At 69.2% G+C, this 19,585-nt stretch carries 12 protein-coding genes; 3 read left to right on the top strand and 9 right to left on the bottom strand.

The annotated features are described in order from the left end of the window. Window positions 1-11: 11 nt before the first annotated feature. The 5 genes from ACH4TL_RS07115 to ACH4TL_RS07135 form a co-directional block, all read right to left on the bottom strand. Window positions 12-1,205: an McrC family protein gene (locus ACH4TL_RS07115; RefSeq protein WP_398311598.1), complete on the bottom strand. Its 1,194-nt coding sequence runs from the start codon at window positions 1,203-1,205 to the stop codon at window positions 12-14. 74 nt (window positions 1,206-1,279) lie between these two features. Beyond that, a complete protein-coding gene (locus tag ACH4TL_RS07120) occupies window positions 1,280-3,079 on the bottom strand; it encodes a DUF4357 domain-containing protein (RefSeq protein ID WP_398311595.1) in 1,800 nt (599 codons plus the stop codon). A gap of 83 nt (window positions 3,080-3,162) precedes the next feature. Then, a complete protein-coding gene (locus tag ACH4TL_RS07125; protein WP_398310660.1) occupies window positions 3,163-4,800 on the bottom strand; it encodes a hypothetical protein in 1,638 nt (545 codons plus the stop codon). Between the two features lie 40 nt (window positions 4,801-4,840). Further along, window positions 4,841-5,218, bottom strand: coding sequence for a hypothetical protein (locus ACH4TL_RS07130; RefSeq protein WP_398310657.1), 378 nt, complete (start codon window positions 5,216-5,218; stop codon window positions 4,841-4,843). Continuing rightward, complete coding sequence (locus tag ACH4TL_RS07135; protein WP_398310654.1) at window positions 5,215-7,593, bottom strand: AAA family ATPase; 2,379 nt, start codon at window positions 7,591-7,593, stop codon at window positions 5,215-5,217. Before ACH4TL_RS07135 ends, ACH4TL_RS07130 begins: the two co-directional genes overlap by 4 nt. A gap of 296 nt (window positions 7,594-7,889) precedes the next feature. Between ACH4TL_RS07135 and ACH4TL_RS07140 the strand changes: the two genes are divergently transcribed. Continuing rightward, window positions 7,890-10,286, top strand: a complete 2,397-nt coding sequence (locus ACH4TL_RS07140; protein WP_398310651.1) for a DUF2786 domain-containing protein — start codon at window positions 7,890-7,892, stop codon at window positions 10,284-10,286. 39 nt (window positions 10,287-10,325) lie between these two features. Here ACH4TL_RS07140 and ACH4TL_RS07145 read toward each other — a convergent pair whose 3' ends face one another. Continuing rightward, a complete protein-coding gene (locus tag ACH4TL_RS07145) occupies window positions 10,326-10,763 on the bottom strand; it encodes an ATP-binding protein (RefSeq protein WP_398310648.1) in 438 nt (145 codons plus the stop codon). A 165-nt stretch (window positions 10,764-10,928) separates the two neighbouring features. On the opposite strand from ACH4TL_RS07145, the gene ACH4TL_RS07150 reads away from it, so the two are divergent. Together ACH4TL_RS07150 and ACH4TL_RS07155 are read left to right on the top strand one after the other, a co-directional pair. Then, window positions 10,929-11,786 carry a Scr1 family TA system antitoxin-like transcriptional regulator gene (locus tag ACH4TL_RS07150; protein ID WP_398310645.1) on the top strand — a complete coding sequence of 286 codons (858 nt, stop codon included), beginning with the start codon at window positions 10,929-10,931 and terminating at the stop codon, window positions 11,784-11,786. Further along, window positions 11,783-11,968, top strand: a complete 186-nt coding sequence (locus ACH4TL_RS07155) for a DUF397 domain-containing protein (protein ID WP_398310642.1) — start codon at window positions 11,783-11,785, stop codon at window positions 11,966-11,968. Before ACH4TL_RS07150 ends, ACH4TL_RS07155 begins: the two co-directional genes overlap by 4 nt. A 28-nt stretch (window positions 11,969-11,996) precedes the next feature. Here the strand turns inward: ACH4TL_RS07155 and ACH4TL_RS07160 are convergent, their stop codons facing one another. From ACH4TL_RS07160 to ACH4TL_RS07170, 3 genes are read right to left on the bottom strand one after another with little or no spacing between them, the layout of a single operon-like run. Further along, window positions 11,997-12,488 (bottom strand): hypothetical protein, encoded by a 492-nt coding sequence (locus tag ACH4TL_RS07160; RefSeq protein ID WP_398310639.1) that lies wholly within the window; start codon window positions 12,486-12,488, stop codon window positions 11,997-11,999. 27 nt (window positions 12,489-12,515) lie between these two features. Then, window positions 12,516-16,556 carry an Eco57I restriction-modification methylase domain-containing protein gene (locus ACH4TL_RS07165; RefSeq protein ID WP_398310636.1) on the bottom strand — a complete coding sequence of 1,347 codons (4,041 nt, stop codon included), beginning with the start codon at window positions 16,554-16,556 and terminating at the stop codon, window positions 12,516-12,518. After that, window positions 16,556-19,561 carry a DEAD/DEAH box helicase gene (locus ACH4TL_RS07170; RefSeq protein WP_398310633.1) on the bottom strand — a complete coding sequence of 1,002 codons (3,006 nt, stop codon included), beginning with the start codon at window positions 19,559-19,561 and terminating at the stop codon, window positions 16,556-16,558. Before ACH4TL_RS07170 ends, ACH4TL_RS07165 begins: the two co-directional genes overlap by 1 nt. Between the last annotated feature and the right edge of the window lie 24 nt (window positions 19,562-19,585).

Below are 19,585 nucleotides of genomic sequence, written 5' to 3' on the forward strand. Positions count from 1 at the left end.
TCCGCAGTCGATCACATGCGCAGAGTGGTGTCCATCCGCCGGGCCACGGCCGCGATGTCCGTGAGCAGCCCGGCCGGTTCCTGATCGAGATCGACGGCGTGCTGGTGGATGATGATGCCGGCGTGCCGCACCCGGTGCGCGGTGTGCGCGGCATTGCCCTTCGCGTACACCAGATGCCCCTCCCCGAGTCCCAGGGCGGTGCAGTAGGCCAGCATCTGATACAGGTCGGCGTCCGGGTAGCCGTCCCGTTTCTCCGCCTTGTACTTGGCGTCCACCACCGCCGACGGGGTGCCGTCCGCCCCGTACAGCACGAAGTCCGGCTTCATGCGGATCGCGGACGCCTCGTCGAGGTGGTGCGGGTCCTGGAGGCGGGCCGCGCGGCCCGAGCCCCGGAAGGCCTCCCGCAGGGCGACCGTCACGAAGTCCTCGAAGAGCTTGTTCATGTCGAACAGGAAGCCGTCGACGCGCAGTCCGCCGGGTGCGTGCTCCGGGGAGGCGCCGTCCAGGACGGCACGCGCCAGGCGCAGGGCATGGTGGTAGCGGGCGTTGAGCCGGGTGGGATGCCAGTCGGGGAGCGGCCCGCCGCGCGGAAGCGGGCTGACGTCGGCGAGGCGGGCGCGCTGGTGCAGCAGCCTGCGGCGCACGTCACGCGGTACGCCGGGCAGACGCAGCAGTCGCTCCACGGCCGTGCGCAGGATGCGGTTCTCCGCGATGTCCGTGGTGAACTCGTCGTACGCCACCTCCACGGGCAGCGTCGCACCGAAGTGACGGCGGATCTGCTCGGCCTCCCGGACGCGTCCGCGGACGACGAGGGTGGTCTCCTCCGTCGCCCGGTACCCCTGGAGGAGTCCCTGCCGCAGCGCCCGGTCCACCTGGCGCTCCACGGCGTGCGCGACCGCGGGCAGCAGGCCGTGGTGGTCCGCCGCCTCCACCTCTCCGTCGCGCCAGCCGCCGCGCGGGTCGAGGCTGTAGCCGAGCAGGAAGAAGAGGCGGGCGATGGGCACCTTGGGCGTGACGCGGACGGTGAACGACGGGCTGCCATCTGGCACGGCGACGGAGACCGCCCCGACCTTGCTGCCCGCCCGCAGCGACCAGTGTCCCGGCGCGTACGGGTCGGGGGCGGCGTCCACGACCCGGGCGGCGGCCAGTGCCCGGCCGACCGTGTCCGGCAGCGGCACGGAACGGGCCGGTGCGTGCTCCACCAGCTCGACGGTGGTGGGCGCCTCGGGACGTACCGCGGGATCCGGGGCGGGGTTCCCTTCGGGGTGCACCGTGGAGCTCACCCCAGCGACTCCCGCAGCGCGGCGAGCCCGTACCGCTTCTCGATGTCGATGCCCTCGCCGTAATGGTGCTCCTCCAACAGCGGCAGGATCTTCGTCCGCCAGGTCCGCTCCAGCCCGCCTTCCCGGTGGACGCCCTTCTTCATCAGGTACGAGGGGCCGATCCGGAAGTCGGCGTCGTCGATGCGGGAGTTGAGCGCGTCGAGCAGATCGGCGGGCTCGGCGTCCTTCCCCTCCCTCGCCAGCCAGCGCCGCAGCAGCCCGCTGGTCGGCTCGGTGCCCGGGGACAGCTCCACGAAGGCGAACCGGCGGCGCATCGCCGCGTCCACGAGCGCGATGGACCGGTCCGCGGTGTTCATCGTGCCGATCACGAAGAGGTTCGGCGGCAGCGCGAAGTCGTCGCCGGAGTAGGTGAGCCGCACGGACTTGTTCCGGTATTCGAGGAGGAAGTACAGCTCGCCGAAGACCTTCGCCAGGTTGGCCCGGTTGATCTCATCGATGATCAGGAAGTGCGGGACGTGCCGGTTGCCCTCACGCGAGGCCAGGTCCGCCAGCTCCCGCAGCGGCCCGGCGGTCAGCCGGAAGGCGACCTCCCGCGTCTCGGGGTCCTCCCGCGGACGGAACCCCTCGAAGAAGTCCTCGTACGCGTACGAGGGGTGGAACTGCACGAGCTTCACCTGCTCGGGCCCGCCGCCCAGGAACTCCGCGAGCTTCAGCGCGAGGTAGGTCTTGCCCGTGCCCGGCGGGCCGTACAGCACCAGATGCCGCTCGTCCGCCAGCAGGTCGCGCACCTCACGGAGCCATGCGATGTCGTGGACCAGCAGTTCGGCGGCCAGCCCGGCGGTGGGTTCGGGCAGCTCGGGGTCGCGGCGGGCGGTGATCGCCGAGATCGCCGCGCTCGGGTCGCGCTCGGTGGCCTCGGCCTCCTCGGCCAGTTCCTCATCGCTCAGGCCGAGCCCTTCGACGAGGGCCTGCACCGAGGTGAGGTCGACGACGTCGTGCTGGACGGACAGCTTCTGCTGGAGCTCCTCCGGCAGGGTGTCGTAGGGGAAGCCCTCGCGCCGCCAGTCGGCCTTCCGCCGCAGATTGGACAAGCCGCCGTCGGACTCGACCTGTTCGAGGTCGCCCGTGACCGTGCCGACGTACAACTGCCCGCCGGAGATCGTGCACAGTGTGTCTCCGCGCCGCATCTGAGTGAGGAAGCAGTGCAGCTCATCGACCATGGCCTGCTTCTGGCTGTACGAGGTGGTGGCGTCGTACCCCTCCTGGACGTACCGCCGCAGGGTGCTCTTCGTCGGTTCCGGTTCGGCCAGCGGCGGCAGGTGCGAGGCCGCCAGGGTGACCCAGCCCTCGGACACCCACAGCCGCTTCACGAGGTCGCGGCCCGAGACGTTGGAGCCGCGCACCAGCCAGGTCTTGTGCGGGGTGCGCCAGGTGTGGCCGAGGTAGTCGGCCAGGGGGAAGCCGTCCTCGGTGCGCCACCCGGACAAACCGTCCGTGCTCCGCCCGGCCACCACCGAAGCCGCGGCCGAGGGAGAGTTGCACTCGATGTCCCGTGTGGCCTCCAGATACCCGGCCCACCGGTCCGACGGGCGGACGCCGCCGTCGCCCCGCAGCCGCTCCCGCTGTGCCGCCGCGTGGCGCCCGATGCCGGGCATCGTCTCCGCGCGGAGCGGCGATCCGGCGAGGACGAGGAACTTCAGGCTCCCGTTCATCCCCTTCTCCGGCAGGACGCGCCCTCGTGCGTACGGCCCTCCGTTCGGCAGCTGCAGCCGGAACTCCGGGTACTCGTCGACCATGGACTGCCTTGTGTCTCGCTCGCCCAAACCCACTCCTCGGCTCGACGTTCTCCACGCGTTTTCATCTCAGGGTGCCAGGACGTTCAGCTGAGTGTGTTGCTCAGGTGCGGGCCGATGTAGCCGATGAATATTCCGTGGTCGGAGCAGTGACCGTCGTAGTAGTGGAGCCGTGGCGCGACCGTGTTGCCCCCACCGATGCGCAGGTGGGCGCCCATGAAGACCTGTCTGTCCGCGTTCACCTGCTCCGGCACGGGGAAGGTCCGCTCCTTGCGCCATGCTGCCTTGGCCTTCACGCTCTTCGACTCGTCACGGACGATTTTGCGAGGCGAGATGGTGTGCACCCCGCTGGGCGCGTCGCTGCACCACTGCTTGAAGTCACACCCTGCTCTGCCCTCCGCGGCCGCGTCGGCGAAGTCCCGCAGTGCCAGCACGGCGTCCCAGGCCATGCGGACCCAGGACGAGCCGTACGCCTGGGCGTCCAGTTCAAGGGTGTACTTCCGGTAGCCGGTGAAGTGGACGCGGGGCATGTCGCCGATCCGGCCGAGCAGCTCCTCGAAGGTTGCGGGGTCGTCGTCGGAGTCCGCGGCGAGGGCAAACGCCTCCTCGGCCGCGATGAATCCCGCCAGCCTCCTTTGAAGCGCCAGCACATGCAGCTTCACCTTGTGGAGCTCACCGTACTGTTCGTCGTAATCGACGATGAATTGCGTCTCGTTGTCGCCGGCCTTGCTCAGCTCGCGCTTCAGCTCACGGATCTCATCAGCACGGACACGCTGCTCCTTCCCCGCCTCCTCCAGGATCTCGTGAAGCGCGTTGTTCTCGTCCCGCAACCGCTCCAGCTCGGTGCTCCCCACTCCGTCCCTGGCCCGGGTCCGCATGACCGGGACCGAGTCGAGCGCGGCCGGGAGCGGCAGGCGGGCAGCCATGTTCTGCGGGAGCTGGGCCAGGATCCTGCGGGCTTGGTATGGCTTTTCGGTGATGAGGCGCCGCGACATCACCCGGTGCCGCTGGCCGTCCGCCGGCCAGGCCGGATCCACCCCGGGCAGGTAGGTGCGAACGCCACCTCCGTAGACGCGGTGGTACTCCAGTCTGCGGTTGAACCGCGCCTCGGCATCCGGGGCGAGAATGTAGAGGACGGCGATCCCGGCCAGGGGGCGGACGAGAGGATCGATCGTCTGCTCCAGCCAGGTGTCGAAGTCGGCACCATGAGGAGTGCTCGCCACGACGATCGGCAGACGCCGGGCCCCGTCACAGAGTTCGTCGATGACGGCGTCGACGTCGTCCCCTTCGACGACTTGAGGCATCGCCGTCACGTCCGCGAGGCTGTCGCGCGCGTCCAGTACCTCGAGCAGGCTCTTCGCCAGGCGTGGCGTCTTCGCCGCATCGGGCACGACGTCGGGGTCGTCCGGCACATGCTCGACGTCCAGCTGGACCCAGATCGGGCCGTCCGCGACCTGCCGGATCAGCACCGTGGTCTGCCACGACCCACTGGGTGTCTTCTCCCTCAGCCGCCAGCGTCCGTAGGCCCCGACGGCCGCGGTGGTGGCATCATGGTCGAGCGTCACACCACGGGCGATCTCGTTACGTCCCTCGGCGAACGCGTCGATGTCGTAAGCCTTCGGTGGTTGCGCCAACCAGTTGCGCAGTTGCCGGTCGACCTGGGCACCGGTCGTGACGTAGTCGAGTCCACTGGCAACCACCATGCGGTAGCGACGGGTCTCCATGTGCCATACCTCTTCGGATTGCAGGCCCTCGGGGCCGGGCTCATATTCGGGCGGAGGGCAATACGCGCAGCAGTTCGGCCACGTCCTGATGCCAGGCCCGCACTTCTGCCGGCGTCGGCGGCAGTTCGTAGGTGTGGTGGTGACAGGCGGCGCTGAGCGCACACCACGTGGTGTGCCACTGCCGGGCGACCGATCGGCTGACGTACCACTGGAGACAGAGCATTCTGGTGCGCCCATTACGGGTCATGGCCGGGCTGACATCGGCCCAGAACATGTCGAGTGTCTCGTCCAGTGCCAGCCGGAGCAGGACCGCCGCGGCACGGGCACGAAGCCCCGGGGCGAGGGTGGAGGCGGTCTCCGGGGGCGGATTGAGCAGCCGATCGGCAGCGCCGAGAAGGCTTCCCGTGGGCAGAGTCACTGGGCCAGCACCGCCTTGGCGAGCCGCTCGGTTCGACGGATCAAGTCCTTGCGGTCGGTCACGTGCGCGGGCTTCTGGTGGGATGCCGAGTTGCACTGCCGGATCAGATCCTTCGCCCAGGGGCCGTGATCACGGGCAAGGGCGTCGAGAACGGTGTCGTGCGGCACCGCCAGAGCGAGCGCGGCGAGTCCGGTGAGAGGGCCGGCCTTCGCGATCCTGTCCTCGGCTACGCGCGAACTCACTCCCGCGACGCGCAGCGTGCGGCGGGCGACGGTCAGAAAGGCCGCCTCCAGAACCACCCGGCACATCGCCGGAAGCACCCGGTCCGCCACGTCGTCGGGCAGGTTCTCGTCCAGCGAGACGGCTCGGGCCTCCTCCAGAGCCTGGGTCACCGGGTCACTGACCGGGACGACCCGGACGACGGAGTCGGTCTGGCGGGACACCTGTTTGATCGTCGCCGCGATGCCGAGGCGGCGGATGGCCTCCTCCAGCCGGGTGTCATGGGTGAAGACGACGACCTGCCGGTGCTGGGCGTAGAGGTCCAAAACCCTGGCCAGACCGTCGACCTTCTCCGGATCCATGGACTGGACGGGGTCGTCGATCACCAGAAACTTGAAGGGGCTGCTCTCGTGAGTTGCCCGTGGTACGAACAGCGACAGCGCCAGCGAGTGCAGTTCGCCCTGGCTCATGACGCCGAAGGCGGGCGCGTCCACGGCGTCCACCGAGACGTCGAGCACTACCTTCCGCGCGTTGGCCGTGCCCGTAAGACCGACCGAACCGAGTGAGACGCTGCTGCGCTCGCACAGCAGCTTCCAGACCATCTGCGACTGGTCGGCGATCGGCTTCAGCCGTGCTTCACGAAGCTCGTCGGTGACCTTCCTCAGCCACGTACGCGCGGCCTTGACCTGCTTGATACGGGGCTGCGCTCGCTCAGCGGCCTCGGCGTGCCTCAGCCATTCGGTGAGGCGTCCGGCGATGGTCTGCCATCGACTGTCCTGCTCGTCGAGACGCCGCGTGGCGTGTTCCCTGACCTGGTGGCAGGCATCGCCGAGCACGGCCTCGGCCCGCTCGGCCCGGTCGGCCAACTCCCGTGGGTCCAGCACGGCACGGCACGCGGCCCAGTCGCGCCAGAGGGCGGCGATCGATGGTTCGTCAGCCTGGAGCCATTCCGGGACGGGATGCACCGCGTCATGGACGTCCCGCACAGCGGCCGCCAAATCCCGGCGGGCGGCCTGCGCCTGGGCCGCTTCCGCTTGCAGGCGCTCGACCTGCTCACGAGCCCCTTCCGCCCAGGTCCCGTCGAGGCGGTCGGCGCTGCCGCACACGGGGCACTCGGCGGTATCGGGGTGGCGCCGGCGGTGGTCCAGTGCCCTTTCCAGCAACTCGATCAGCTGTCGTGCGTCCTCCGCGGAGCTGTACCGCACGTCCTCCGCGTCAGCGGCGGCCTTCCGGAGCCGGGCCACGGCGGTGGTGACGGCTTGCCGGTCGGGGGCGGGCAGCGCGGCCAGGCGGCGCAACCGAGCGAGCGCGGTGTCGTCGGCGGCGGCGTTTCCCTTGAGGAGCAGGCGCACGCGGTCGAGGTCGGGCCGACGCCCGCCGAGCGCGGTGACCGCTTCCGCGGCACGCGGGTCGTCGTGCTCGGCCAGTTCGCGCACGACGGTCTCGGTGAGTGTCGTGGCCGCCGTGACGTCGTCATTGAGTGTCTTGAGCAGGGCACGCGCCTTCTTGTCCGTTTCGCTGAGCAGCTCAAGGCCCAGAAGCTGGGCGAGCGCGTCATGGAGCGCGGTGAGGGGCCCGCTGATCATCGCCCCGAGTTCGCTGTACGGGAGGAAGGGCCGGTAGAGCGATATCTGTTCGGGGTCGATGACCTCGTGCAGAGCGGACGCCGCCCCCTCGACCTCGGTACGGCAGTCGTCCAGCCCCGTGCCGGCCCAGCGCCGACGGACGGTGACCGGAGTGCTCGTGCCCTCTGCGCAGAGTTCGACGGACACGTGGGGGTCGGTGTGGTCGTGCAGGTTGCGCCAGCCCTGCTTCCAGATCTGGGTCCGGTCCTGCCAGCGGTAGTTGCTCCCGGTGAGCGCCATCTCCGCGGCTTCGGCGAGGCTCGACTTTCCGGAGCCGTTGCGCCCCGCGATGACCGTCAGCCCTGGCTCGGGCCGAAGGTCGAGCGTGGTGGCGGGACCGATGCCGCGCCATCCCGCGGCGGTGATGGACCGCAGATAGAGGGAACGGGCCCGCTCGTTGCCTCTGACCGTGGCATGGGGTAACAGGTCCCGCAGCACCTCCCGGACCTCGGGTGCCAGACCGGACTCGGCCAGGCGCCCGAGAAGTACGTCCCGCAGGGGCGTGTGGGTGGAGCCGATTTCGTCGGACATCGCTCTGCTCCTCTTGCGGCGTACGGGAGTTGAGGTGAACTCAGACACATCAGCCGCACCGTTGGTTCCACCACCATGAGGGAAACCTGTTAGCGCTGTCAACGTATTTTATGAAGAGTAGACATTCGAATCTGTGTACACACGCGTTCTGGTCCGTCGGCGCGCGCGTGCTCCCCACGCGTCGGCCCCGCCCGCAGGATTCCGCTTGTCGCCAGCGTCCTAGGATGTGGACTCGTTTTCGATCTGCGGTGCGGGGGCAGTCCGGTACGGACGCCCCCAGGGGAGGGCACAACGTCATGACGGAGCGCGGCGCGACCCACGGCTCGGCCTCGGCCTTCGCCACGGCCCGCAGGGCCTGGCTGCAAGCCCGGGTCACCGAACTGAGCGAGGAGCTCTCCGAGCTCGGTCCTCAGCTGCACGCCCTGGCCCCTTTCGACCTGGGCGACCAGCGACTGGTGAACGCGCTGGTGCTGACGCGCGTCGCGGCGGACGAAGCGCGTGTCCAGCCGGTGTCGGAAAGCGTTGCCTGGCTGAAGCTGTTGATCCCCAACGGTCACCGCTACGACCTGGGCGGCGCCGTACGCGAGATCCGCTCCGCCCTCACCGCGGCCGAGGACCCCGCGCTCTGGTCCTGGAACGCCCAAGGCTGGGAAGAGCTCGTTCTCGCGCTCTGGAGGCGGGACAGGGCGCTGAGGGTGAAGCCGTCACAGGCTGATGATGAACTGATCTCCCGGTGGGGCATGCGCACGGCCGCGACCGCGGACGTCCACCACCCCGAGCGCGCACCCGAGCAGTACGGGCTGTCGCTCTCCTCTCTGGCCGGGCACCTGGCGTCGGGGCCGGAGCCCCTGAACCTGCTCGGGCAAGCGATCCTCTCCCGGCCGGAGGTCGTCGAGGCGATCGAGGACTCCCTGGCCGTCTACGAAGAGGTCCTCCAGAACGCCGGACACCTGGAGTTCCTCGCCGAACAGCAGCTCTGTGCCGAGCGCCTGGGCGAGTGGTGCGAGAAGCACGCGAGTGGCGCCTCGAAGGCCACCGGGGCGTTCCTGGAAGAGCTGTACACGTCCGCCGACGAGAATTACCTCAACGAGGTCGTCGACCCCGTGATCGACGCGCTCTCGGACTGCGAGCACGCCCTGTACCAGACGGCCGCGTTCGCCGCACCGCGTGCCACACACGAGTACCTGGCCGAATTCCTCGACTGCGTGAGCGGGCCGTCGGCGTGTGCTCCGGCGGAAGGGGCACTTGAGGACGGAGTCCGCCGGGAAGCCGGCGAACGCGCGGCGCGGGGAGAGCTGACCTGGCACGGCATGCGCGGGTCCGTTCCGGTCTGGTACCACATCGTCACCTCCCCGCAGGAACGTGCGGCCGCGCTGGCCTTCTCGGGCGCGGCGACGTCCTCCGCGATCCGGATACACGCCGATGTCGTCGGCCCCCAGCAGTTCGATCTCTTCGACCTGGACTGGCCGGACGCGCCCGACGGACCGGAGGAGTGGTACCCCGAGCCCGGCATCGCACTGCGGTACTCCCGGCACAGCGCCGCCGACCTCTGCGAACTGCTCGCCCTTTCCGCACTCGGCCACGCACGCCTTGAATTCCTGGCCCAGGGCGCGGACGGTGACTTCGTCCTCCTCCGGTCGCTGCGCGCAGAAGTCCGTCCCGGTGATGCCGCCGACTGGGCCCGGGGCGCGCTGACTCACCTGCGGACGCTGGTGCCGGATGTCGGCGACCTCGCAGACGTGATCGCCCACGAGGAAGAGGAGGACGACGGTCCCGGCTCCGACACCGATGAGTGGGGCCGTCCGGACCGTTCCGACGGCCCGTCCGATGGCCCGCCCGACGGTGGTGAGGACTCCACCCACCAGGATTCGGCGAGGACCACCGGGACGCACGGCTCGGGCGGCCCCGCTGCGCCCCCACCTCCAGTCGGCGGCCCCCTCCCCCCGCACTTGCTGGCCCGGGTGAAAGCAATCCTGCGCCAGGCAGAGGACCCGGGAGCCACATCGGAGGAGTCCGAGGCCTTCCTGCAGAAGGCGACGGAGCTGATGGCCAAGTACGGCATCGAGCAGGCCATGCTCCATGGCGACGACCCGGTCTCCGAACAGCCCGCGGACCGCGTGGTCGAGGTCACCGCTCCCTGGATGCGCGAGTGCAAGAGGCTCCTCTCCTCCATCGCCAGGGAACTGCGCTGCCAGGCCGTGTACCCGGGCGGCAAAGCGCACAGGCACCGGGTGCACCTGTTCGGCTTCGAGTCGGACCTGCACGCCGTGGACGTCCTGTACGCGAGCCTGCGCTTGCAGATGCTGCGCGGCGCCGAAGCGGCGGACGCGGCACATCGCCCGGCACAGGAGGACCGGCGCGCCTACAAACGCTCCTGGATGCTCGGCTTCATCCGGGCCGTGACCTGGCGTATCGGCGAGGCCGCGCGCGTGGCCCGGGAGGAGTCCGAACGGGACCGGCAGAGCGATGCGGCCGACGCCGCTCAGGGCCGCAGCGTGGCTCTCGTCCTCGCCGACCGGACCACGGCGGTCGACGCCCGGCTCAAGTCCCGCTACCCGAAGCTCGGTAAGGCCCGGCGCACGCGTTTCACCGGCAGCGGCTATCGGCAGGGGCACGCCGACGGTGAGCAGGCCGACATCGGAGGGCTCTCTCTGGAGGACGAGGGCGAAATCGAAGGCGAGCTTTCCGCCTGACCTCACCTGACCGTCCGGACCTTTGCCTGCCGCGGGTGATCAGCCCGGGCGGGAGTCCAGTTCCGCCCAGATGGTCTTGCCCACCGGCTCGTGAGGCTCCGTGCCCCAGCGGTCGGCGAGCGCGACGACCAGGAGCAGGCCGCGTCCGGACTCCCGGTCCGGCGGCGGGACCGGCTGGAGCGCGGGCAGCTTCTCGCCGCGCGTGTCGGTGACCTCGATGCGGAGGGTCCCCGTTGCTTCCTGGAGCGTGAGGCCGAGCCGGAAGTCCCGGCCGGGGACGCGGCCGTGCAGCGCCGCGTTGCTGGCCAGCTCGGCGATGATTCCCTCGGCGCGTTCGGTGATGGTCGGCGGCACCGGCCAGGTGCGGAGCTGTTCGGCGGCGAGCAGCCGGGCGAGCCGGGCCCCGCGCCGGGTCGAGGACAGGCGTTGGGTGAAGGTGCGGGTACCGGCCGGGAGTTGGGACGTGCTTGCGTTCATGCGGCCACGGTGGCGGGTGATCATCGGCCCTGGCCAGCACCGCGCCGCGTACGCAGGGTCAGCGTACATGCGCGTTCCGTGGACGGTACGCCGGTTGATCCGTCACCCTGGGTGAGTCGAGCGCGGGGGCCCTCGCATGTACGACGCACCTGGAGGTGTCCGCGTATGACGATTGACCATGCCTGTGCGGCCGGAGACGGCGACTGGGAACGGGAGCCCGATCCTTCCGACAGTCTGCGGACCTTCGGGGCCGTCGTCCAGGCCCTCCGCGAGCACGCGGGCCTCACCCGCGCTCAGTTCGGGGAGCTGGTCCGATTCTCCAAGCACACCGTGGCGTCGGTGGAGCTGGGGCGGCGCATGCCGGACGAGTCGTTCGTGGAACGGGCGGAGGAGGCCACGGGCAACACGGGCGCGCTGCGGAAGGCGGCCGAGTTCCTGACGCGGGGCGACCCGGGGTTCGCGGCGTGGTTCCGGCGGTGGGCGCGGCTGGAGCGGATCGCGGTGAGCCTGTGCACGTATGAGTGTCGGTTGGTTCCGGGGTTGTTGCAGTCGGAGGACTACGCGCGGGCGGTGTTCGAGGGCACCATCCCTCTGCTGACGGATGAGCAGTTGGAGGCCCAGCTTGTGGCGCGGACCGAGCGGCAGAAGATGCTGCGCGCGCGGCCGCACGTCCCATTCAGCTTCATCGTGGAGGAGTCCGTGTTCCGGCGCGGGTTCGGCGACAGGGAACAGAGGCTGGCCTTGCTCGACCACGTACTGGAGCACAGTGCACTGCGCAATGTGAAGTTGCAAGTGGTACCGCTGGAAGCTGGGTTGCACGCGTGCCTTGACGGTCCGGTGCAGCTGTTGGAAACGCCGGAAGGACGGCGCCTCGCATACTCCGAAGGCCAGCAGAACGGACGGCTGATCGCCGACCGGAAAGAGGTGAGCCTGCTCTGTCAGCGCTATGACACACTGCGCTCGCAAGCCCTGACTCCCCAAGACTCTCGGGGCTTGCTGGAGCGACTGCGAGGAGAGCTATGAGCGCGACGGAACTTGCTTGGTTCAAGTCCAGTTACAGCGGCAGTCAGGGTGACAGCTGCGTGGAGGTGGCCGTCACCGGAGAGGCCGTCCACGTCCGTGACTCCAAGGACGTGGCACGCCCCGGCCTTGCCGTTGGTCGTGACGGCTGGACGCAGTTCGTACGGTTCGCGTCGGAGAACTGAGACCGAGGCGTACCGTTGGCATCCCCTTTTACCGGGGCCAGCGGTACGCCTCAACCACGTCCGCGTGCGGCTTGAGGAGCGGACGCAACTCGTCCCGGAGTACGTCGGCGTCAGCCGCCGGGAGCGACAGGGAGGCCCGTCGCATGCGAACACTCCAGTGCTTCGGCTCCGGGAACACGCTGAGACGGTCTACGTGATCGCGTAGCACGACGCCTTCACGGAAGGGTGCGAGGCCGTGGATGCTCAGTTCGCATCCCTCAGTGAAGCTTCGGTCGCCAAAGACGACGGGGTCGGCGAGGCTGCGCACGGGTGAGGACACGGTGGCGTGGCCGATGATCCGTCCCAGATCGCGGGTCGGGTTCCCGAAGCAGCCTCGCGTGGAGTACAGCAGCACCTCGTCGCCCTCTGCGATGGCCTGCGCCGCACGCGCCCGGCCGGGAGGGAAGGCCATGCGCTGCTCGGTGAGCACCCAACTCAGGGCGGTGCGGTCGCTGATGATTACGAGGTGGGTCGTCGGCATGCGGTCACGATATCCGTGTGCCCCGGGTCAGGCCGGGTGGCGAGGGCCGTGGCCTGGGGGCGGGTTGAGCGTGGAGGTGTAGTTCTCACCGTCCACCAACGGGTTCTCCAGGCTGACGCCAGCTGCGGCCATGCGGTCATACTCGGCGAGGATCAGCTCCTTGGTGCGGTAGGAACCGTACTTGGCCTCGTCCTTGCGGCGGACGATGGGAAAGGTGTCGAGGATGTAGTCGGCGTCCTCGCGGGAGATTCCGTAGAGGTGGAAGAACAGGGCGTCGAGTTCGGCGCGGATCACTTGGCGGCGGAATTCGTTCCAGCGGAACGGAGCTCCTTCGTCGCCCAGGTCTCGCGCGAACGGGGTCATATCCAAGGTGGTGTAGGTGATTTCGAGTACACGAGGAGCAGCGAAGGGCAAGTGAAGAGCAGCCAGATCTGGTGTCAGGACAGGAAGCTGCTCGGCGTAGGAGTACGTGAGGTGGGTACCGCCGATTTTTTGGCGGGTTACGTAGTCGAAGACAAACGATGCGAGGTTTGCGTAGAGCACCGGGGCGAGGCCGAGGCGTTCCACGAATAGCAGCGGATAGGTGTGACCGAAGCCAGCAATGGGGGAAAGTGCGGCGATCATTGTGCGCTCATTGGTGCTGTTGGTTATGTCGCGCCACCCAAGAAGCCACTCGCTGGTCCACGACTTAGAAGACAGCTTTGCACTGACTTCGGATTCGGGAACCCAGTAACGGGTGAGAGCGGTGACGGTTGGATCATCCTGCTGCTGCGGTGTCAGTCGCGGCAGCGTGCCCATATTGGCCTGCGCTTCGGTCTGACGCTCATACGTACCGAGCCGGTGGTCGTAGTGGTGAAGCATCTTCGCTTCGTACAGCGGGAGCATGCGAGATTCCGGCTTGATGAAGATGTTCCCTTCTAAGCTCCAGCCCTCCGCCTCAAGCTCCTCGCGGGTGCGGAAGAGGCCCGAGTCGTTCGACATGTGGAACATGGTCATGAACGACAGGCCCCAGGGATTTCCGTGCTCGTCGCCTTCCTTGATGAGCACCGGAACACGCCGATAGATGCCAAGGGTAATTTCGGCATCACGAGGGGTCCGGAAGGTGGGAGAGGAGCCGGTGTTCGGGTTGACGAGCAGGATGTCCTCAGGGCTCATGCTGAAGCGCCGGTCTGGCAGCTCCTCCATGTAGCGGACCTTCGAGGAGAAGAACGCCTGGGAGACTTGCGAGGAACGACCCGCCATCGCCAGCAGGCAAAAGTTGACGCGGTGATCGACATCCCGGCTAAGAATGTACCCCTCGTTCTCAAATCCGAGATAAGAGACAAGCTTCCTCCCTCTGACCAGGTCCGAGAAGAAGGGGGCGGTTGTGGCATCCGTGCCGATGCCGATGGGCAGAACGAGGCCGGATTGACCCGTTGGATGGAGCATGTTCCGAGCGGTCTCCGCGAAGACGGCGTAGGTGTTGATGTCCCCACGTCCGGTGAGCGGATAGCGCAGTGAGGAACGCAGGAACTGGCTCTCGCCCTCCGCACGCCGTTTGGCCGTGGTGAACTCGGTGTGAAGGTCAGGATTTGTCTCCGGGAGTGCCGCGATGAGCTTTTTGCGCGCGGCAGCGTTCTTCGCGGTGGCGATGGACACGTCTCGCTGGGCGAAGAACTCCTGCTCCTGAAGCTTGATGCGCTCCCACGGCGGGTTGCCCAGTACACACGAGAAGCCCCCAGCCCACCCAACATCAGGATCAACGTCGGTGTTCGCAGCCTCGGGGACGTGGAACACCTCGGGGAACTCCAGGTGCCAGTGGAAGAACCGGTGCTGCTGGGCGAGGCGGGTGATCTCCTTGTCCGTCGTCACCGGGATGCCCGCGCCGGGGCTCTGGAGGTCGCGGAAGACCCCCTCGGTGACGGGAGTTGGCGCCCCTTGCCACTTCGGCCACACAAACGCCGCACACCAAGCATCGGCGACGTGAAGGGCGCGGAGGTAGTCCGCCGACTGCTCCAGATCGCGGAAGCGGCTCGACTGCAGACGCACGTCCCGCAGGGTTTCCGCCGACGCGACCGTGATGTCCCGCAGGTGCGCCGCGAAGGCCGCGTTGGACACCCAGATGCGCTCTTCGGTGTGGAAGCTGAGCTGGCCGCCGCGTTCCTTTGCGTTCCGCTTCTTCACAGCGGAAGCGATCTTCTTGTCGTCACCCTCGATCGGCTTGAAGGCGTCGTCAGGTATACCGCCCGCGAGCAACGCCGGAGTCGCACCGATGAGCGCGTTGCCGTGCTTCACATGAGCGTCCAGGAAGCCCAGCGGCTTCCCCGGCTCCAATGCCTCCAGCCACAGCGACACCTTGGCCAGCTCCACCGCCATGGGGTTGAGGTCCACGCCGTAGATGCAGCGCGCCACGACCTCGTGCAGGGCGTGCCGTACGGCGTCCAGCGTGGGCTCGGGGTTCTGCTCCCGCACGGCCGCCAGGCGCTTGGCGATGCGGCGTGCGGCGGCCACCAGGAAGTGCCCGGAACCACAGGCGGGGTCGCAGACCGTCAGCGACAGCAGCTCCTCAGCGATGGCATCGCGAGGGTCCGGCTGACCCGAGCGCGTGGCGCGGATCTCGCCGCGCTTGACCGCGTCGTCGATGACCGGGTCGAGCGCGGAGTCGAGCAGGCAGTCGATCAGCGAGGACGGGGTGTAGTACGAGCCGGTCGTCTTGCGGGCGTTGCCCGCCAGCTCCACGAGTTCGAAGGTGCGCTCGGTGGCGTTGTGCTGGGGGACGAGCTCCAGCAGGGACTCGTAGATGGAGCCGAGTTCCTCGGCGTCCAGGTGGCGGTAGTCGACCACGCGGTTTCGCTTCGAACCGGCGTCGCGCACGATCGACAGCGCGCGTACGGCTTCCAGCAGCGGCTCGTTCGACAGAGCAAGATCGTGCAGGAGCTTGTCGGCCTCAAGGTCGTCGAAGATGCCGCCGAGGCCCGGCAGGCCCAGCTCCGGGCGGCCGTCGTCGTTCCCGAGACCGGAGAGGACGAACCGCAGCGCCTGGTAAAGGTCGCCGTGAGCGGTACCCCGGCGCCGCTGGGCGTGCCGTCGTAACCGGGCGGAGGAGAAGTACGTGGCATAGCGTTTCTTGGCCGTGGAGTCCGCCGACGGTGACAGCAGCACCTCCCGGTCCTCGGCCACGAACAGGAACAGCAGCCGGTAGACCAGGCGCAGCAGCGCGTAGTGGAAGGTCGTGACGTCCAGCGTCTCGCGCAGTTCGCGGTTGTCGGGGTGCTTGAGGAAGCCCGTGCCGAGCGTGGTGATCGCCGTCTGGACGCCCTTGCGGAGCTGGTCCAGCGCCCGCGTCCCCGACGCGATCGCCTCCGTACGCCACTTCTCCAGCCAGCAGGCCGACGGCGCGGCGTCTTCCGCGACCTCAAACCTCGATACGTGCAGCAGCCGGTACAGCAGCACGAACTCGCTGAACAGCTCGCCGTCGAAGATGGCCTCAAGGTCGAACTCGACGTAAGACGCCGTGGCCAGTGCGCTGGAGTCGCGCAGCAGACGGACCTGGCGGCCGTTGGTGAGCATGCCCCACAGGTGTGCCTCGGTCCGGTTCAGGCACTCCTGAAGCATCGACTGCGGCGGGACCGTGCCCGCGCCGCCGGGCCGCTTGTCCAGGTCGGCGTTCCAGGTGCTCTGGTGGACGAGGGTGTGCTGCCATCGGTGGGAGACGTCAAAGCTCTTCTCCGCGTCGGAGTCGGCCGTGACGCCACCCGCCCCGATCGCCGTCAGCCGTCCGAAGCCCAGCTCGCGCCAGAGCGGGGCCAGCCAGTCGGCCGGGGCGATGCCCGTCGGGTCGGCGGCCGGGAGGCCCGTGGCCGGGTCCTCGGGGAGCCGCTTGCGCAGCTCGCGCCAGAGCGGCTTGAGGTATTCCCAGCTGCGCTCGGCCTCGTCCCGTACCGAGCGGGACGACGGCAGGCCGTAGTCGGCGGGCTTCGAGCCCGGAACGTCCTTGCCCTCGGAGATCCTGACCAGCATGTCGGCCGGGAGCAGCGCGCCGACGGTGTGGACGGCGGAGAACACCTGGTTGCGGGTGGTGGCGGACATCAGGCGGACACTCCAGCGGAAGCGGCGGAACCGGACGTGGCGGCGCCAGTGGTGGCGGGCCCCGGGGCGGAAGCGGCGGGCGCGGCGGGCAGGTAGACGTACGCGCCGAGGACGTCGGCGGGCTTCTGGGCGGTGACGGACAGGCCCCGGACGATCTCGCCGGAGGCGGACCGCACCCGGCGGTGCGAGGCGTCCAGCTCGGCGGCCAGTTCATCGCCGTATGCCTCCAGGTGCCCCGAGGCGTCGGGAAGCTGGGCGAGTATCCGGGTCATGGTGCGCTCGCCGAAGTGCGGATCGGTGTTCTCGGAGGCGGTCGCGTCCAGCAGGGCCGCCGCCTCCTCCGGCGGCAGCCACACCGCGTTCTTCGGGGAGCCCTGGAAGGCCAGCAGCCGGGCGTCCTCCGCGACGAGCTGCTTCTCGCCGCGCCGGGACGGCAGAGTGAGGTGGAAGCGGTAGCGGACCAGCAGCAGCGTCGTACGCGTCGCCACCGCGTCCGTGGTGATGACGCCGCAGCGGCGGGCCGGGCGCGCGCCGTCGGCCTGGGTGTCCAGGGCGGCGTTCAGGACGTGGGCCGCGAGGGCGCCGACGACGGGGTCCGTGCGCACCAAGGCGGCCTCGCCTCGTGCGACCGCCGGGTCGGTGCGGAACGGGATCGGGCGGTCCTTCTCGATGGCCTCCGGTCCGACGACGGGCGCGAGCGCGTCCCGCAGGCCGGCCGGGGCGCCGCCCACCTGGGCCGTGAAGTCGTCACCGTCCCCCCGCAGCACCGCGTTGAGCGCGCCCAGCGATTCCCGTACGAAGGTGTGGATCTCGCCAGCGCCGCCCAGCGCGTCCCGGATCGCGGCGACCTCGCGGGCCACCTCCTCCGGGTGGATGGAGCGCTGCGCGAACCGCGAACGGGACGCCTTCTCGCGGTCGGCGGCCGAGTTCCAGTCCTTGTCCAGGTCCGCGAAGCTCTGCTGGAAGTCGTCCGAGTCGAACAGGGTCTGCTGCTCGCCTTGTCGGCCGCGTACGAGCAGCCACTCCACGATCGCGTCCGTGACGCCGGTGGACATCTCGTCGGGGACGGAGACGGAGATGCCGAGGTCCTTCTTGATCTGCCGGTGCTTCTTGATGAGGACTTCGAGGACCTTGCCGTCGATGCCGTTGTCGTCGCCGTACAGGGTGACGACGCGGACTTGGTCCTTCTTCTGGCCGTACCGGTCGACGCGGCCCTCGCGCTGGTCGTGGCGGGTCGGGTTCCAGGCCAGGTCGTAGTGGAGGACGGCGTCGAAGTGGTGCTGGAGGTTGACGCCCTCGGACAGGCAGTCGGTGGCGATCAGGACCCGGCGGGCGGCGGGGTCGTCGCCCGCCTCCGTCGCGAGCTGTTCGATGCGCTCCACGCGCTGCTGCGGGGAGAGGGTGCCGGTGACCGCCTTGACCACGGTCCTCGCGCCGAGCGGGCCCCGTTTCTTGGTCTCCGGGTCGTTGGCCAGATGTGCGGCCAGGTATTCCGCGGTCGGGATGTAGCGGCAGAACACGATCGGGTTGTGGCCGTCGGCGAGCAGCGCCTGAAGATGCTTGATGAGCGCCTTCAGCTTCAGGTCATGCTTCACGCCCTCCAGCTGCGCCGCCCGGTCCGCGAGTTCGGCCAAGCGCGATCCGGCGTTCTCCGCCGCCGCTTCGGTGTCCGTCTCCGCGCCGGGCGCCACGTCCATGCCTTCCAGCGCGTCGCTGTCCGCCGAGTCGCTGGTCAGCGGGGCGCCCAGCCGGTCGGCCTCCTCCGCTGACGCGGCCACCGCCGCGGCCGAGCGGGTCCGCAGCGTCTGCGCCGCCGCCCGGGGCGAGGACACCAGCGAACGCAGCAGGGCGATGGCCGACCACCAGGCGATCCGCGCCTCCCGCCGACCCTGGCTGTCGGCCGCCTCGACGCGCTCGCTCGCGTACGCGATGGCGTCGTCGAGCAGGGCGCGGTAGGCCGGGGACAGCTTGTACGTCTCGTCCTTGAAGTAGCGGTCCGAGGGGAACGCGGTCCGCTCGGCGAGGCTGTCGTCGCCGAGTCCGTCCTCCTTGGTGAGGTACTGGCGTACGTCCGCCCGCTTGCGCGCCACGAAGTGCTGGGCGAGGAGCGTCCGTCCGGCTTTCGACTCCAGGCTCACGGTCGCCAGTTCCGGTTTGACCAGGCCCAGCAGGTTGCGGAACGCGGACTCCTTGCCGCTGTGCGGCGTCGCCGTGACCAGGAGCAGATGCCGGGTCTCGTCCTGCGCGACGCGGCGGAGGAGTTCGTAGCGGAGCTGGTTCTGCGACCCGGCGGAGGTGTCGTCGGCGGCCACGCACGTGTGTGCCTCGTCCACGATCACCAGGTCGGGGCAGTGCCGGACGAAGTCGTCGCGGTGGCGCGTGGACTTGATGAAGTCCGTCGAGACGATGACGTGCGGATACTTGTCGAAGAGGGACTGGCCCAGGTCCAGGCCCCGCTCCAGGCGCGACACCGTGGAGGCGAGGACCAGTTCCGCGTCGATGCCGAACTTGCCGCGCAGCTCCTGCTGCCACTGCTCGGCGAGCGCAGGGGAGCAGAGCACGGCTAATCCGGTCGCCTCGCCCTGCGCGAGGAGTTCGCTCGCGATCAGGCCCGCTTCGATCGTCTTGCCGATACCGACGTCATCGGAGATCAGCATCCGTACGGTCTGCTGGCGCACGGCCATCAGCAGCGGCACGAGCTGGTACGCGCGGGGCTCCACCGCGATCCCGGCCAGGGAGCGGAACGGGCCCGCCCCCGAGCGGAAACCGATGCGCAGCGCCGTGCGCAACAGGCCCGCCGCGCGCTGGTCGCCGAGGTCACTCGGCTCGGGGGGAGCGAACTCGGCGCCCGTCACCTTCTCGATCGCGGGGAACACGGCGGCGATGTCGTCGTCGGAGCCGCCGAGCGGGCGCAGCACGAGCAGGTCGGGTTCGCTCTCCGGGAGCACCACCCATTCGCGGCCGCGGGCGGTCACCAGGGATCCGGCGGAGTATGTGGGTGCCATGTGAATCGTCAAGTCCTCGGGGGA

Origin of the sequence: Streptomyces sp. NPDC021115 (genome assembly GCF_044333065.1) — a bacterium.
GTDB lineage: Bacteria > Actinomycetota > Actinomycetes > Streptomycetales > Streptomycetaceae > Streptomyces.

Bases quoted from the DNA above. Each gene is read 5' to 3' on its own strand.
- ACH4TL_RS07120 (WP_398311595.1), bottom strand. From the start codon at position 3,079: ATGGTCGACGAGTACCCGGAGTTCCGGCTGCAGCTGCCGAACGGAGGG.
- ACH4TL_RS07125 (WP_398310660.1), bottom strand. From the start codon at position 4,800: ATGGAGACCCGTCGCTACCGCATGGTGGTTGCCAGTGGACTCGACTAC.
- ACH4TL_RS07135 (WP_398310654.1), bottom strand. From the start codon at position 7,593: ATGTCCGACGAAATCGGCTCCACCCACACGCCCCTGCGGGACGTACTT.
- ACH4TL_RS07140 (WP_398310651.1), top strand. From the start codon at position 7,890: ATGACGGAGCGCGGCGCGACCCACGGCTCGGCCTCGGCCTTCGCCACG.
- ACH4TL_RS07145 (WP_398310648.1), bottom strand. From the start codon at position 10,763: ATGAACGCAAGCACGTCCCAACTCCCGGCCGGTACCCGCACCTTCACC.
- ACH4TL_RS07150 (WP_398310645.1), top strand. From the start codon at position 10,929: ATGACGATTGACCATGCCTGTGCGGCCGGAGACGGCGACTGGGAACGG.
- ACH4TL_RS07155 (WP_398310642.1), top strand. From the start codon at position 11,783: ATGAGCGCGACGGAACTTGCTTGGTTCAAGTCCAGTTACAGCGGCAGT.
- ACH4TL_RS07160 (WP_398310639.1), bottom strand. From the start codon at position 12,488: ATGCCGACGACCCACCTCGTAATCATCAGCGACCGCACCGCCCTGAGT.
- ACH4TL_RS07165 (WP_398310636.1), bottom strand. From the start codon at position 16,556: ATGTCCGCCACCACCCGCAACCAGGTGTTCTCCGCCGTCCACACCGTC.
- ACH4TL_RS07170 (WP_398310633.1), bottom strand. From the start codon at position 19,561: ATGGCACCCACATACTCCGCCGGATCCCTGGTGACCGCCCGCGGCCGC.